Origin of the sequence: Streptomyces sp. NPDC005962 (assembly GCF_040629205.1) — a bacterium.
Lineage (GTDB): Bacteria > Actinomycetota > Actinomycetes > Streptomycetales > Streptomycetaceae > Streptomyces.
The window spans coordinates 415,220-430,783 of record NZ_JBEXVE010000002.1; the positions used below are offsets into that span (position 1 = coordinate 415,220).

The following is a 15,564-nucleotide window of genomic DNA, read 5'->3' on the forward strand; positions in this document are numbered from 1 at the left end:
TGGTCCGGTGACCGGGCCATTGGCATTTTCTCCCTCCGGGCCGCCACGAACAATGCGTGAACAGCCGGGCCGCGGTTGACGATCCGAAAAGCGGCCGATGGGAGACCGAGATGGCAGAAACGAAGGGTGCCCCGCGCCAGGTGCGCACGGCGGCGATCGCGAGTCTGGTCGGCAGCGCCCTGGAGTGGTACGACTTCTTTCTCTACGGCACGGCCGCCGCGCTGGTGTTCAATACGCTGTTCTTCCCCACCTTCGATCCGCTGGTGGGCACGATCGCCGCTTTCGGCACCAACGCGGCGGGATTCCTCGCCAGACCGCTCGGCGGCATCGTCTTCGGACACTTCGGTGACCGGCTCGGCCGCAAGGCGATGCTGGTCATCACCCTGATGATCATGGGGGTTTCGACCTTCCTCATCGGCCTGCTGCCGGGCTACGCCGCCCTCGGGGTGTGGGCCCCGGTGCTGCTGGTGGGCCTGCGGATCGTGCAGGGCATCGCCGTCGGCGGCGAGTGGGGCGGCGGTGTGCTGATCGTCAGCGAACACGCCCCGGACCACCGCCGCGGCTTCTACTCGGCCTGGAGCCAGACGGGGGTGGGCCTCGGGTTCGTCCTCTCCGCCTCGGTCTTCACCCTGGTCCAGGCCGTGACCAGCAAGGAAGCGTTCCTCGCCTGGGGATGGCGCATCCCGTTCCTGGCCGGAATCGTGCTCACCGCCGTCGGGCTGCTGATCCGGATGCGGGTCATGGAGACACCCGTGGCCCAGCGGGCGGCACCGGCCGGGAAGAAGGCCCGGCTGCCCATCCTCGACGTCCTGCGCACTCACCCCAAGGCGGTGCTGATCGCCTTCGGCGCGCGCATCGCCGAGAACGGCGCGCTGTACGTCTTCCTCACCTTCAGCCTCTCCTACGCGGCCACGATCGGGCTGAACGGCGACCTGGTGCTGGCCGCGGTCGTGGCGGGGATGCTGGTCGAGTCGTTCGCGATGCCGATGTGGGGAGCCCTGTCCGACCGCGTCGGACGCCGCCCGGTCTACCTCGGCGGTGCGATCGCGATGATCCTCTGGGCGTATCCGTTCTTCGCGATGTTCGAGTCGCGCAACCCGGTCCTGGTGTTCGTGGCCGCGTTCGTGGCGCTCGTGATCTGCCATGGCTCGATGATCGGCACCCAGCCGGCGTTCTTCCATGAACTCTTCGACAGCCGGGTGCGCTACAGCGGGGTCGCCTTCGGCCATGAGCTGGCGTCGATGGTCGCCGGTGGCTTCTCGCCCATCATCGCCACCGCGCTGTTCGCCTGGGCGGGCGCGTCCTGGCCGATCGCCCTGTTCCTGATCGGCATGGGCGTGGTCACCGTCATCGCCGTGGCGCTCGCCCCCGAGACCGCGGCACACCCCGATCAGGGGAAGGAGGATGTTCCCGCATGCCCTCGCCCGAGCATCTCGCACACGGGGCACTGACCCGCTACCTGGAGCTGTGCGACGTTCCCCGGTCCCCGGCTGTGACCGGCACGCTGGAGGACCTCTTCACCCCGGACGCCGTCTGGGAGGGCGTCGGGCCGCTCTACACCGCGAAGTTCGGCCGTACGACCGGCGCCCGGGCCATCGCGGAGATGGTCGCGGCGCATCTGCCGCCGAACCCGCACTTCCAGGCGAATGTGCATCTGCTCCACCCCGGCACGACATCCGCCGAAGGCGACGAGGTCCGGGGGAGGTGGCTGATGCAGCAGCTGTCCCGTTACGTGTCCGGAGCCGCCGAACTCGTCGTGGCCCGGCTGGAGGTGGACTTCCGTATCGACGGCGACACCGCCCGCATCCGCCACTTCCGTACCGAGCGTGTCTTCACGACCGGACTCCCCGACGACGTGGCGACGGCCCCGGAGGCGGCGCGATGACCGCACCCGACGACGGCCGGACGATGCTCCTCACCTGCTACCGCGACATCCGCCCCTACGGCTGGCACCACGTCGACCTGTTCCTCCACGACCGGGACGGCAGAGAGCTGAACTGGGTGCACTGGGGCGCCCCCGAGGAAGGCCCCGACGGCGCGGACGCCGCGTGCGCTGCCGCCGAACCCACCCTGCGCAGAACCACCGAGTGGCGCCACGGCGTCCGGGCCGACGGCAGCGACTACTGGACCGCGGGCGCCGAGTGGGACGACCACGCCGAGTGGGACGACCACGCCGCACGCGACGGCCACGCCGCACGCGACGACTCACAGGAAGCGACGGAATGAACCCATCCGTGAACACATCCACCGAGCCCGCCCCCACCGGCGGCGACCCCGCCGCCCTGGTCCAAAGCGACCGTGTGGACGTCTCGCTCTACACCGATCCGGAGCTGTTCGAGCAGGAGATGGACCGCATCTTCGCCCGCACCTGGGTCTGGGTGGCGCACGAGAGCGAGATCCCGAACGCCGGTGACTTCAGGACCGCGATGGTCGGCCGGCAGCCGGTGATCGTGACCCGCGACCGGCGCGGCGCCATCAACGTCCTGCTCAACCGCTGCCGCCACCGCGGGGCCAGCCTGTGCGAGGCGCCCCGGGGCAACGCCAACGGATTCACCTGCCCGTACCACGCCTGGTCGTACGCGCTCGACGGAAAGCTGCGCGGCATCCCGTACCCGGACGGCTACGAGGACGTCCTGGAGAAGAAGGACTTCCCGCTGCACCGGCTGAAGGTCGACACGTACGCGGGAATGGTCTTCGCCAGCTTCAACCAGGACGTGGAACCCCTCGCCGACTTCCTGGGACCGGCCAGGCACTGGATGGACCTGTTCATGAAGCAGGGCGCCGGATACCCCATCAAGGTCCAAGGCGAGCACAAGTTCCGGTTCGACGGCAACTGGAAGATCCAGCTGGAGAACACCACCGACGGCTACCACTTCCCGATCGTGCACCGCTCCTGGATGTCCTCCGTGGACGCGGAGACCGCCGAGATGCTGTCGTTCATGACCGACGAGAAGGCGGTCACCCACTCCCTCGGCAACGGCCACAGCGTCATGGTCATGGTGCCGGAACATGTCGACCTCGACGAGGACGACGGCACCGAGCAGTTGCAGGGGCGCTTCGGCCACATCATCGAGGAGCTGTCCCGGGAGTTCGAACCGGCCACGGTGCGGCGCATCGTGCGCTCGATGCACGGCGCCGGGTTCAACCTGAACCTGTTCCCCAATGTGGCGATGTCGATGGCGTTCTTCCGGGTGCTGCGTCCCATCTCCGTGAACGAGACGGAGATCCGCCATCTGGCGCTGGGCCTGGACGGCGGCCCGGAGGTCGTCAACCGTGAACGACTGCGCATCCACGAGCACTTCCAGGGGCCGTTCGGGTTCGGCAGCCCCGACGACTCCGAGGCTTGGGACCGGGTCCAGCGCGGTGCGGCGGCCGGTCCCGACGTGCCGATCATGGTGAACCGCGGGCTGTCCCGGGAGCGCGACGACAGGGACGGACACGTGGCGCACGCCACCGACGAGACCGGTATGCGCGAGGCGTACGCGATGTGGAAGGCGATGATGACCGATGTCCGTTGAGACCCCCGCGACCCCCGCGACCATCACGGCCCCGGTGGCACCGGAGCTGTTGAGCCTCGCCGACCCCCGGACCGCCCCGGCCGTCGAACTCATCTGGCGCGAGGCCCACTTGCTGGACCGCAAGCAGTACCACGAGTGGGACCGGCTCTGGGCGCCCGACGGCCGGTACGTGATCCCCATCGACCCCGAGACCGAGGACTACGAGGCCGGCCTCAACATGGTCTACGACGACGACCGCATGCGCCGGATGCGGATCGAGCGGCTGACGTCCGGCTACTCGATCTCGGTCGCCGCCGCCGCGCGCACCGTGCGCACCCTGTCCCGGTTCGTGGTCCAGCACCGCGACGACGCCACCGTCACGCTCAGCTCCGCGCAGGTGCTGGTCGGCCACCGGCGGGAGCGGACCTTCGTGCTCGGCGCGGACATCACCCACCGGGTCCGGCTGGACGGACCCGAGCCGCTGATCCAGGAGAAGGTCATCCGGCTGGTCAATTCCGAGGACGCCGTCAACGCGTCCGGCTTCCTGCTGTAGGTGAGGCACACGATGATCAGGGCCACGGTCAGCGAGGTCACGGCCGAAACCGGCGCCGTGAAGTGTTTCCGGCTGCGGCGCGGCGACGGCCTGCCGTTCGCACCGTACGAGGCGGGGGCGCACGTGGACGTGGTGGGCCCGAGCGGCATCACCCGGCAGTACTCGCTGTGCGGGCCCCCCGACGACGGCGCCTATGTGATCGCCGTCAAGCGGGAGGACCCTTCCCGGGGAGGGTCCTCGGCGCTCCACGACCAGGTCGTGGCCGGGGACGAACTCCTCGTCAGCGAACCCCGGAACCTCTTCCGCGTCGAGCCCGCGGCGGCCCGCCATGTGCTGGTCGCGGCCGGTATCGGGATCACGCCGCTGCTCAGCATGGCGTACCAACTCCACCGCACGGGCGCCCCGTTCCGGCTGCACTACTTCGCCACCAGCCGGGAGCGGGCGGCGTTCGTCCCGCTTCTGGAGAGCGCCTCGTTCGCCGCCGACGTGGAGTTCCACTTCGGGCTCGGCCGGGACGAACACCCCGGGACGCTGGCGGAGGCGCTGGCGGACCCGGACCCCGCGACCCACGTCTACACCTGCGGCCCGAAGGAGTTCATGCGGCGTGTCGAGGACGTGGCGGCCCGCTCGCTGCCCGAGACCCAAGTCCATGTCGAACACTTCCAGCCGCTGGAGCCGGTGGCCGGGGCCGGTGACGCGTTCGAGGTGGAACTGGACACCGGCGAGGTGTTCACCGTTCCGCCCGGGCGGAGCATCGTCGAGGTGCTGGCGGACGGCGGCATCGAGGTCGACACGTCCTGCCGTGAGGGCATCTGCGGCACCTGTGTGCTCCCGGTGCTCGACGGCGTACCGGACCACCGCGACAACTGCCTGACCCGCAAGGAGAAGGAGGCGGGCGACCAGATCGCCACCTGTGTGTCACGGGCCCGCACCGCCCGCCTCGTACTGGAGCTGTAGCCCGCTGTGCTGCCCGCCGGGAAGGAAGAACACCGATGCCGGAAATGCGGTATGAAACGACGGCTCTGTCCGCCCTCGCCGCGAAGGTGGCCGAGGGCGGGCTGAGCGCGGGCCGGGCGGTGGGCGGCGCGCTGGAACGCCTCGACGCCACGGAGCCCGGCATCCGGGCGTGGGTACGGGTGGACCGGGACGGCGCGCTGGACGCCGCCCGGCAGCTCGACACGGCGCCCTCGGGCGGACCGTCGGGCGGACCGTCGGGCGGTTCGGCGGGCGGGCTCCTGCGCGGTATCCCGTTCGGGGTCAAGGACATCATCGACGTCCGCGGCCTGCCGACCGAATGCGGCTCGCCCCTGCGCCGGGGCCGGGTGGCCGCGTCCGATGCCCCGCTGGTCGCCCGGCTCCGGCAGCTCGGCGCGATTCCCCTGGGCAAGACGGTCACCACCGAGTTCGCCTACTTCGCCCCCGGCCCCACCCGCAATCCGCACCACCTCGAGCACACCCCCGGTGGCTCCTCCAGCGGTTCCGCGGCCGCGGTGGCGGCGGGCGTGGTGCCGCTGGCCCTGGGCAGCCAGACCGCCGGTTCGCTGACCCGGCCCGCCGCGTACTGCGGTGTCGCGGGCTTCGTGGCACCGGTCGGGGGACCACTCGACACGACCGGGTTCGCGGGCCTGTCCCACACCCTCGACGCGGTCGGGCTGCTCACCCCGACGGTCGCCGATGTGCGCCTGGCGTACCTGGCCCTGACCGGCGCGGACCGGCTTCCCGGCCCGCCCGGACCGCCCGAGCGTCCCAGGCTCGCGGTGTGGCCGGGCACCGAACTGGCCGAAGTGGCGGACACCATGCGCGCGGCCCTGAAACGGACCGCCGACCGGGCGGTGGCGGACGGCGCGGTGCTCGTGGACATCGACTGGGCCACGCGGACACCCCGGCTCGCCGAGGCCCACGCCACCGTCATGGCCTACGAGGCCGCCCGCGCCCTGGCCACCGAAGGCGCACACCCCGAGCGACTGAGCGCGCCACTGGCCGAACTCCTCGCCCGGGGCCGCGCCACCACGGCCACGGACTACCGCCACGCGCTGTCCGTCGCGGAGCGGGAGCGGGCCGCGATGCTGGCGCTGCTCGGCGATGTGGACGCCGTACTCGGCCCGGCCGCCCCCGGCCCCGCCCCCGAGGGCCTGGCGGCCACCGGCTCACCGGTCCTGAGCCGCCCGTGGCAGCTCCTGGGCCTGCCCGCGCTGACCGTACCGGGCCACCGGGACGGCCGGGGCCTGCCATTGGGGCTCCAGCTCATCGGACACCCGGACCGGCTGGAGCGGCTCTTCTCCCTCGGCCACGCCATCGAGCAGGCCACCGGGCAGTCCATCGAGTAGGCCACCGGCGGGCTCTCGGGGCTACGGGGCCGGTTTGATGGTCTTCATCGTGAAGTGCGAAGTGACGTTCTTGACCCGCGGGATGGTCATGACGTGCTGGCTGAGGAACGTCTCGTAGGCGGCCAGATCGGCCACCGCCACGCGTACGAAGAAGTCGGGGGTGCTGAACAGCCTCCGCAGCTCGACGACCTCCTCGGCCTGCGTGAGCGTCCGCTCGAAGTGTCCGGTGGTCTCCGCGTCCTGGGAGTCGAGGCTGACGTCGAGCAGCACCTCGAAGGCGCGCCCCACGGCGACGGGATCGACGACGGCCCGGTAGCCGCAGATGACCCCGTCGGCCTCCAGCCGCTGCACACGCCTCAGACACGGCCCGGTGGTGAGCCCGACCCGACGGGCCAGCTCGACATTGGTCAGCCGCCCGTCCCGCTCCAGCTCGGCGATGATTGCTCGATCCATGGCATCCATGGCATAAAGATTGCACGACCAGGGGCCTGACCTGCAATATTCGCAACCACATGGCGCGCGTTCCGCGAGACGATGAGCAGGTGCGACACGACGTTCCCACCCAGACAGCAGCGCCGGACCCCCCACCGGCCACGGCCCCCGACATCCGAAGGCGGCGCATCGCCGCGGGGGTGCGCGATTCCTTCTCGGCGGGGCTCGGGATCTTCCCGCTGGGCATCGCGCTCGGCCTGCTGGTCATCCAGGCCGGTCTGCCGTGGTGGCTCGCCCCCGCGCTGTCCCTGTCCGCGTTCGCCGGATCGCTGGAACTGCTGCTGGTGGGCATGGTGGCCACCGTCACGCCACTGGCCTCGGTCGCGCTGACCGTCCTGGTGGTCAACTTCCGGCATGTGTTCTACGCCTTCTCCTTTCCTCTCCACCTGGTCAGGAACCCGTTCGCGAAGGCGTACGCCGTCTACGCGATGATCGACGAGGCGTACGCCGTCAGCGCCTCCCTGCCCGAGGCGGAACGCTCCGCACCCCGCCTGCTGGCGATGCAGATCGCCTGCGAGATCTACTGGGTCGGCGGCGGCCTGGCCGGGGTCGCCCTGGGGGCGGCGCTGCCCGGGCCGATCAAGGGCCTGGAGTTCTCGCTGTGCGCCCTGTTCACCGTGCTCACGCTGGACGCGTTCCGCTCACGCCGGGAGATCCCCTCCGTCCTGCTGGCCGGGGCCAGTGTCACGGTCGCGCTCGTTCTCACCCCGGGCGTCGCGCTGTTCACCGCGCTGCTGCTGTTCGTCGCCCTGCTGCTGGCCCGCCACGCGCTCACCACCCGCCGCCCTGCCGAGGAGCCCGCCGATGCCTAGCACGTCGTACCTGGTCGCCGTCCTCGCGATCGTCTTCACGATCACCCTCGCGCTGCGGGCCGTACCCTTCGCGGTGCTGCGCACCCTGCGCACCTCGCCGATCGTGCGGCAGCTGTCGGCGTGGATGCCGGTGGGCATCCTCGCGATCCTCGCGGTGACCGCCCTGCACGGCAGCGTCGCCGCCGAACCGCACACGACGTCGTACGCGCTGCTCGCCGTCGCCGCCACGGTGGGCGTCCACCTCGCCTGCGGCCGCCGCACGATCCTGAGCGTCGGCATCGGCACCGCCGTCTACGTGGCCCTCGTCAACGCGCTCTGACGCTCCAGTAACAGGCCCCGCACCGGCTGCCTCCGCGGGCTGATTCCGGTCGCACTTTCCGGCGATGTGCCGCGTGTGCGCGGAATTCAGAATCCGGAATGCGTTCCGCCGATTGGGTTCGATCGGCATGCTCGGGCGCTTTTTCCGGCGGGAGTCCCGCTGGGTAAATGGTGTATTCGAGGGGCACAAGGGACGCCGGTGGCACGCTCTCTTCCGTCCCCGCTCACGAAAGGTACATCAACATGTAACAAAGGAAGAGAGGGGCGGTGCCGCGGTGGATCTCCCCGCCTTTGGCGAGAACCAGTCCGTCCTGGCAGGTACAGGGCTCGCAACTTGTTGACGGCTCAGTAACCGGATCGCTAATTTCGCCTCCGCGTCGTTCTGTGTAAATGGCGCAAGCCGTACGTTAGACGTGCATGCCAGAATTATCTCCCCTTTCGCGGCTTTAGCGATTTACCCGGAGAAAACATGTCATCCGTTGCGTATCCTGGCGATCTTGTTATAGGCATCACCCCGTTCGGGGAACCGGACCCACGACTCGCCGCCGCGGTCAGCCGCGCGGGCGGGCTCGGCGTCCTCGACCTGGGAACGACGCGCCGAACGGCACTGGACGCGTGGGAACGCGTCGACGACTGGGTGGCCGACGGACGCTACGGGGTCCGCGTGGCGGCCGGATGCCCTCTCACGCCCGCGGATCTGCGGCAGACGGCACCACCGGACACCGGGCCCCCGGGGCACGGCGGCGGGCCCGGACCGCACACCGTGATCCTCGGCGCCGGGGCGCCCTGGCCGCTCGACGCCGTCGTCGCCCGCCACCGCGTGCTGGTCGAGGTCAGCGACCCGGAGCAGGCCCTCGAAGCGGTGCGGGCCGGGGCGCACGGGCTGATCGCCCGGGGCAGTGAATGCGGCGGGCCGGTCGGCGAACTGAGCACCTTCGTCCTGCTTCAGCGGCTCCTCGCCGAGCCCGGCGTGTCCGTACCGGTGTGGGCCTGCGGTGGCATCGGTCCGCGCACCGCCGCCGCGGCGGTGATCGGGGGCGCGGCCGGGGTCGTGCTGGACACCCAGCTCGCCCTGCTCGCCGAATCGGGGCTCACCGAGGACCGGGCCGCGATGCTCCGGCCGATGGACGGGTCGGAGACCACCGTCGTCGACGGGCACCGCGCGCTGCGCCCGCGGACCCGCTCCCCGCGCTCCGGAACGCCTCTGACGGTCGGTCAGGACGGCTTCCTCGCCGCTCGCTTCGCCGATCGCTGGGGGGACGTCGGCCGCGCCGTCCGAGGCGTCACCGAAGCCGTCCAGGACGTCGTACGGGACGCCGCGCACGAGACCACACCCGTGCCCCAACTCCCCGTCGCACAGGGCCCGATGACACGCGTCAGCGACCGGGCGGGGTTCGCCTCCGCCGTCGCGGCGGGCGGCGGGCTGCCGTTCATCGCGCTCGCCCTGGCCGGACGCGATCAGGCGCGCACCCTGCTGGAGGAGGCCGCGGCGGCGCTGGCCGGGCGTCCGTGGGGCGTGGGCGTGCTCGGCTTCGCCCCGGAGGAGATCAGAAGCGCCCAGCTGGAGGCCGTACGGGAGATCCGCCCGAGCCACGCCATCATCGCGGGCGGACGGCCGTCCCAGGCCGCGGCGCTGGAGCGGGACGGCATCACCACCTCGCTGCATGTGCCCTCGCCCGGACTGCTGCGCCAGTTCCTGGAGGGCGGGGCGCGGCGGTTCGTCTTCGAGGGCTCCGAATGCGGCGGCCATGTGGGCCCGCGCGCGAGCTTCCCGCTGTGGGAGGCGCAGATCGCGGTCATCGAGGACTTCCTCGACGACCCCACGCGCCCGTCCGACCCTGCACGCCCGTCCGACCCCACGCGCCCGTCCGACGGCGGGCACCCCTCCGACGGCGCGGGCATCGAGGTGTACTTCGCCGGTGGCGTGCACGACGAACGGTCCGCCGCGATGGTGGCCGCGCTCGCCGCCCCGCTGACCCGGCGCGGCGTCGCCGTGGGGCTGCTGATGGGCACCGCGTACCTGTTCACCGAAGAGGCCGTCGCGCACGGAGCGGTACGGCCCCTCTTCCAGCGCCAGGTGCTGGCCGCCGAGCGCACCGCGCTGCTGGAGACCGCCCCCGGCCACGCCACGCGCTGTGTGCCGAGCCCCTTCACCGAGAGCTATCGCACCCTCAAGGAGCGGCTGCGGGACGAGGGCGTCCCCGACCGGGAGCTGTGGGAGCGGCTGGAGCGGCTGAACGTGGGGCGGCTGCGCATCGCCAGCAAGGGCCTGGACCGGGGCCCCGACGGCCGGCTGACCGAGGCCGACGAGCAACGCCAGCTCTCCGACGGCATGTTCATGGCCGGGCAGGTCGCGGTGCTGCGCTCGGCCACCACCACGATCGCCGCGCTGCACCACGCGGTGGGCCCGGCCGCGACGGACTTCCTCGCCACGCGGGCCGGGGCGCTGCGGACGCGGCTGGGCGTGGACGCGGCCCCCGTGGCGGCACCGGAGCCCGCACCGCTGGACGTGGCCGTGGTCGGCATGGCCTGCATGTTCCCGCAGGCGCCCGACCTCGCCTCGTTCTGGGCCAACGTGGTGGGCGGCGTGGACGCCATCACCGAGGTGCCCGCCGAGCGCTGGGACCCCGCCGTCCACTACACGGGCGGCGACGACGGCGCCACCGCCTCCCGGTGGGGCGGCTTCCTGCCGCGCATCCCCTTCGACCCGCTGCGCTACGGCATCCCCCCGGCCTCCCTCGGCAGCATCGAACCCGTCCAGCTGCTGGCCCTGGAGGCGGCCCGCCGGGCCCTGGACGACGCCGGGTACGGGAACCCCGGTGACGGCGGCCGGGGCTTCGACCGCTCGCGCACCTCCGTGGTCTTCGGCGCCGAGGCGGGCAGCGACCTGTCCAACGCGCAGACCCTGCGCGCCGTCCTGCCGTCGTACTTCCGCGAGGTGCCGGGGGCCCTGGCCGGGCAGCTGCCCAGGCTCACCGAGGACTCGTTCCCCGGCATGCTCGCCAACGTCATCTCCGGGCGGATCGCCAACCGGCTCGACCTCGGCGGCGCCAACTACACCGTGGACGCGGCGTGCGCGTCCTCGCTGGCCGCCGTCGACGTCGCCTGCAAGGAGCTGACCGCCGGCACCAGCGACCTCGTCCTGTGCGGCGGCGCCGACCTGCACAACGGCATCAACGACTATGTGCTCTTCTCCTCCGTGCACGCCCTGTCCCCGACCGGCCGTTCCCGGGCGTTCGACGCGTCGGCCGACGGCATCGCGCTCGGCGAGGGCGTCGCGTGCGTCGTCCTCAAGCGGCTGACGGACGCCGAACGCGACGGCGACCGGATCTACGGCGTCATCAAGGGCGTCGGCTCGTCCAGCGACGGCCGCTCGCTCGGGCTGACCGCCCCGCGCCCCGAGGGCCAGCGGGCCGCGCTGGAACGCGCCTACGCGAGCGCCGGGGTGTCCCCGGCGAGCGTCGGTCTGGTCGAGGCGCACGGCACCGGTACGGCGGTGGGGGACCGTACCGAACTCACCGTCCTCGGCGAGGTGTTCGCCGAGGCCGGGGCGGACCCCGGCGGCTGCGCGCTCGGCTCCGTCAAGTCCCAGATCGGGCACACCAAGTGCGCCGCCGGGCTGGCCGGGCTCGTGAAGACCGCGCTTGCCCTGTACACGGGCGTCAAGCCGCCGACGCTGCACCTGACGCGGCCGAGCCCGGCCTGGGACGCCGAACGCGGCCCCTTCGCGTTCCACACCGAGGCGCGGCCATGGGCCACGGCGCCCGCGGACCGGGTGGCCGGGGTCAGCGCGTTCGGCTTCGGCGGAACCAACTTCCATGTGGTGCTCGCGGCCCACGCGAAGGGCGCGCCACCACCCGCGCACACACTCGACGCCTGGCCCTGCGAACTCTTCCTCTTCCGTGGCACCGACCGGGCGGCGGCGCTGCGCACGGTCGAGGAGACGCTGCGGCAGGCCGAGGCCAACGACACGGCGGGACGGCCGTGGCGGCTGCGCGACCTCGCGCTGACCGCCTCCCGGCGGGCCGAGGCGGGCCACGAACCGGTGCGGGTGGCGGTGGTGGCCACGGACCTGGACGACCTGGCCGAGCGGTTACGGCGGGTGCTGGCGGGCGACGTGGCCGCCGCCGGGCCTGCGAACAGACCGGGCGGCAGACCGGGCGGCAGACCGGGCGGACGGGACGACGGGCTGTACCTGGCCGCGGACACCGGGCCGGAGGAGCCGCCGGGCAAGGTGGCCTTCCTCTTCCCCGGGCAGGGCAGCCAGCGGCCCGGGATGTTCGCGGACGTGTTCGTGGCCTTCCCCGAACTGCGGCACCATCTGCTCCACGGCTCCGGCTACGCCGATGTGCTGTATCCCCCGGCCGCCTTCGACGAGGCCGGGAAGGAGGCGCAGCGCGCCGCCCTCACCGACACCCGGGTGGCCCAGCCCGCCCTGGGCATCGTGGGGCTCGCCGCCCACACCCTGCTCACCGCGGCCGGAGTACGGCCCGACATGGGGGCAGGGCACAGCTACGGCGAGCTGGTCGCGCTGTGCGCCGCGGGCGCCCTCGACCCGCGCACCCTGCCCCGGCTGAGCGCCGAGCGGGCGGCCGCCATCCTCGGCGCCGCCGAGGCCGCCGGACACGAGCCGGGCACCATGGCCGCCGTGACCGCTCCGGCCGACGCCGTCGAGCGGCTGCTGCGGGAGGCCGGGCTCGCCGGACACGTGGTGGCCGCCAACCACAACGCGCCGCGGCAGACCGCGATCTCCGGCCCCGACCGCGAAGTGGCGGAGGCGGTCGCGCTGTTGCGGGAGGCCGGGCACACGGTCCGACGGCTCCCGGTGGCATGCGCCTTCCACAGCCCGCTGGTCGCCGGGGGCGGTCCGCGCTTCGCCGAGGCACTCGCCGAACACCCGGTGTACGCACCGGAGTTCCCGGTCTGGGCCAACCGCACAGCCGCCCCGCACGGCGACGGACCGGACGCCATCCGCGCCGAACTCGCCGCCCAGATCGGCGCCCCGGTCCGCTTCCAGGAACAGATCGAGGCCATGTACGCGGCGGGCGCCCGGATCTTCGTGGAGGCCGGGCCGGGCACCGTGCTGACCCGGCTGGTGGCGGAGATCCTGGGCGACCGCCCGCACCGTACCGTCGCCTGCGACCGGCGGCGGTCCGGTACCGACGGGCGACGGGCCGGTACGGATGGGCGGCGCGCCGGTACCGACGGGCGGCGAGGTGGCTTCGAGGGGCCGCGCGGGTTCCTCGAAGCCCTCGCCCAGCTGGCCGTCGCCGGGGTTCCGGTGCGCACGGGCTGGCTGTTCCGGGGCCGTGACGCCGTCGACGCGGCGTCCACCGACCCGCCGAAGCGGCCCGGATGGACGGTCGACGGACAACTGGTCCGCACCGCGGACGGTGACCTTCTCCCCGGTGCGCTGGCACCGGCCCGACGTGTCGTGGAGGCGACGGTGAGCCAGACGGACCGCACGGACAACGGCGGATACGGGGACCGGGATGCCCTGATCGCCGAATTCCTGAGAACCAGCCGGGAGATGGTCGCCGCCCAGCGCGACGTCCTGCTCACCTACTTCGGTGGCACGCCGGGGGAGCGGCCCGCGGCGCCGCCCCCGGCCGCCACCGCACCCGTGCCCCTGGCCACCCCGGTCACCCCCGCCGCCACCTCGCCCCTGTCCGCGGAGCCCGCGGCGGCCACTCGCGCTCCGGCCGTCGCCGAACAGGCCACCGACCAACCGGCCGCGCCCGCCACCGGGCCCGATGTCCTGCGCGCGGTCTCCGAGATCATCAGCGAACGCACCGGCTACCCCGTCGACATGATCGAACCCGATCTCGACCTTGAGGCCGACCTCAGCATCGACTCCATCAAACGCGCCGAGATCGCCGGTGAGCTGGCCAGACGCCTCGGTGTCGCGGGCGCCGGAACCGCCGCGCTGGGCGACGAGGAGCTGGAGGAGCTGGCCAAGGCCCGTACGACCGCGGCCGTCACCGACTGGCTCACCGCGCGCCTCGCCCCCGCCGCGCCGGACACGGCCGTGGCGCGGGACGAACCCGTGGTCGAGCCCGCCGCCGCGCCCGGCGTGGCACCCCGGCGGATGCGGCTGACGCCCGTACCCCTGGACAACGTGGACGCCCTGGCCGAGGGCGCCGGGACGCCCGATCTCACCGGCAAGCGCTTCGCCCTGCTCGGCGGGGACGCGGGCGGGGTGGCCGCCGCCGTCGCCGCCCGGCTGACCGGGCACGGCGCCCGGGCCCTGACCCTCGCCGCCGACCATCTCCTCGCCGAGGAAGACGGCCCGGTGGACGGTGTGCTGCTCCTCGACCCGCTGACCGGGTCCGGTGCGCCCCTGCTGCCCGAGATGTTCGCCGTGCTCCAGGCGGCGCTGCGGCGCGCGCCGCACTGGCTGCTGGCCGTGCGCACGGCCGACCCGCTCGACCCGCGCCCGGCCGGGCTGCGCGGGGTGTTCCGTACGGTGGCCAGGGAATACCCGGACACGGCCGCCACTTTGGTGGAGCTGGCCGCCGACGCGCCCGTGTCCGCCGACGACGTGGCCGGTGCGCTGCTCGCCGAGCTGTCCGCACCCGCCCGTACGCCCGTCGTCCTGCGCACCGCCGACGGACGGCGCCACCGGCTGGACCTGACGCAGGCCCCGCTCGGACCGCTCGCCGCCTCGGGTGCCGGGCCCGCCGGGGACGGCGCGGCGGAGGCCGCCGCGCTCGGCCTGGACCGCGACTCCGTGGTGGTCCTGGTCGGCGGGGCACGTGGCATCACCGCCCGGTGCGCCCTCGCCTTCGCGTCCGCCGCCCGCTGCCGTATCGAACTGCTCGGCCGTACGCCGGAACCCACCGGCCCGGAGGCCCCGGACACCGCTGCGGCGGCCGACGAGACGGCGCTGCGCGCGACGCTCGCCGCCCGGGGCGGTGCGACACCGGCCGAGATCGAGCGGGAGGTGGCCCGCATCCTCGCGCGTCGTGAAGTCGCCGCGACCCTGGGGGAGTTGAATGCCCTGGGTGCCCGGGTGCGCTACCGCTCGGTGGACGTCCGGGATGACGCGGCGGTGCTCCAGGCCGTGAAGCAGATCCACGCCGACCACGGGCGGCTGGACGGTGCCGTGTACGCGGCCGGTGTCATCGAGGACCGGCTGATCGCGGAGAAGTCCGCCGAGTCCTTCGCGCGGGTCTTCGGCACCAAGGCGGACGGCGCGCGGACCCTGCTGGACGCCCTCGCGGAACTGCCCGAACCCCCGGCGTTCACGGTGCTGTTCGGCAGCATATCCGCAGCCCTCGGCAACCGTGGCCAGGTGGACTACGCCGCGGCCAACGACGCGCTGGAAACCCTCGGCGCGCGGTGGCGGGACCGCACCGGCCGCCGGGCGCTGACCGTGCACTGGGGGCCGTGGGCCCCGACCGGCGCCCACGGCGGCATGGTCACACCGGAACTCGGCCGGGAGTACGCCCGGCGCGGCATCTCGCTCATCGACCCCGAAGAGGGCGCGCTGGCGCTGCTGCGCGAGCTGGCCTGGGGCGAGGAACCGGACCGGGCCGTCGTCTACACCGCCTCGGGCTGGTGAG

General features: G+C 73.0%; 11 protein-coding genes. 10 read left to right on the forward strand and 1 reads right to left on the reverse strand.

Going from position 1 to position 15,564, the window contains the following annotated elements; genetic code table 11:
• Positions 1–110 precede the first annotated feature (110 nt).
• Genes ABZ370_RS05420 through ABZ370_RS05450 form a run of 7 tightly spaced genes read left to right on the forward strand, consistent with a single transcriptional unit; the run spans position 111 to position 6,377 of the window.
• Positions 111–1,451: an MFS transporter gene (locus tag ABZ370_RS05420; protein ID WP_358616773.1), complete on the forward strand. Its 1,341-nt coding sequence runs from the start codon at positions 111–113 to the stop codon at positions 1,449–1,451.
• Positions 1,415–1,885 (forward strand): nuclear transport factor 2 family protein, encoded by a 471-nt coding sequence (locus ABZ370_RS05425; RefSeq protein ID WP_358616776.1) that lies wholly within the window; start codon positions 1,415–1,417, stop codon positions 1,883–1,885. The genes ABZ370_RS05420 and ABZ370_RS05425 overlap by 37 nt, the downstream gene beginning before the upstream one ends.
• Positions 1,882–2,226, forward strand: a complete 345-nt coding sequence (locus ABZ370_RS05430; RefSeq protein WP_358616779.1) for a hypothetical protein — start codon at positions 1,882–1,884, stop codon at positions 2,224–2,226. Before ABZ370_RS05425 ends, ABZ370_RS05430 begins: the two co-directional genes overlap by 4 nt.
• 8 nt (positions 2,227–2,234) lie before the next feature.
• Positions 2,235–3,518, forward strand: coding sequence for an aromatic ring-hydroxylating dioxygenase subunit alpha (locus ABZ370_RS05435; RefSeq protein ID WP_358616781.1), 1,284 nt, complete (start codon positions 2,235–2,237; stop codon positions 3,516–3,518).
• Positions 3,508–4,050 (forward strand): aromatic-ring-hydroxylating dioxygenase subunit beta, encoded by a 543-nt coding sequence (locus ABZ370_RS05440; RefSeq protein WP_358616784.1) that lies wholly within the window; start codon positions 3,508–3,510, stop codon positions 4,048–4,050. Before ABZ370_RS05435 ends, ABZ370_RS05440 begins: the two co-directional genes overlap by 11 nt.
• A 12-nt stretch (positions 4,051–4,062) precedes the next feature.
• On the forward strand, positions 4,063–5,007 hold the full coding sequence (locus ABZ370_RS05445) for a PDR/VanB family oxidoreductase (protein WP_358616787.1): 945 nt from the start codon (positions 4,063–4,065) through the stop codon (positions 5,005–5,007).
• Positions 5,008–5,042: 35 nt separating this feature from the next.
• Positions 5,043–6,377 (forward strand): amidase, encoded by a 1,335-nt coding sequence (locus ABZ370_RS05450; protein ID WP_358616789.1) that lies wholly within the window; start codon positions 5,043–5,045, stop codon positions 6,375–6,377.
• Between the two features lie 21 nt (positions 6,378–6,398).
• On the opposite strand, the gene ABZ370_RS05455 is transcribed toward ABZ370_RS05450, so the two are convergent.
• A complete protein-coding gene (locus tag ABZ370_RS05455) occupies positions 6,399–6,839 on the reverse strand; it encodes an Lrp/AsnC family transcriptional regulator (RefSeq protein WP_358616792.1) in 441 nt (146 codons plus the stop codon).
• Positions 6,840–6,919: 80 nt separating this feature from the next.
• Between ABZ370_RS05455 and ABZ370_RS05460 the strand changes: the two genes are divergently transcribed.
• From ABZ370_RS05460 to ABZ370_RS05470, 3 genes are all read left to right on the forward strand, one after another.
• Positions 6,920–7,681, forward strand: coding sequence for an AzlC family ABC transporter permease (locus ABZ370_RS05460; RefSeq protein WP_358616794.1), 762 nt, complete (start codon positions 6,920–6,922; stop codon positions 7,679–7,681).
• Positions 7,674–8,000 (forward strand): AzlD domain-containing protein, encoded by a 327-nt coding sequence (locus ABZ370_RS05465; RefSeq protein ID WP_063726969.1) that lies wholly within the window; start codon positions 7,674–7,676, stop codon positions 7,998–8,000. The genes ABZ370_RS05460 and ABZ370_RS05465 overlap by 8 nt, the downstream gene beginning before the upstream one ends.
• A 468-nt stretch (positions 8,001–8,468) precedes the next feature.
• Positions 8,469–15,563, forward strand: a complete 7,095-nt coding sequence (locus ABZ370_RS05470; protein WP_358616796.1) for an SDR family oxidoreductase — start codon at positions 8,469–8,471, stop codon at positions 15,561–15,563.
• The last annotated feature ends 1 nt before the right edge of the window (position 15,564 follow it).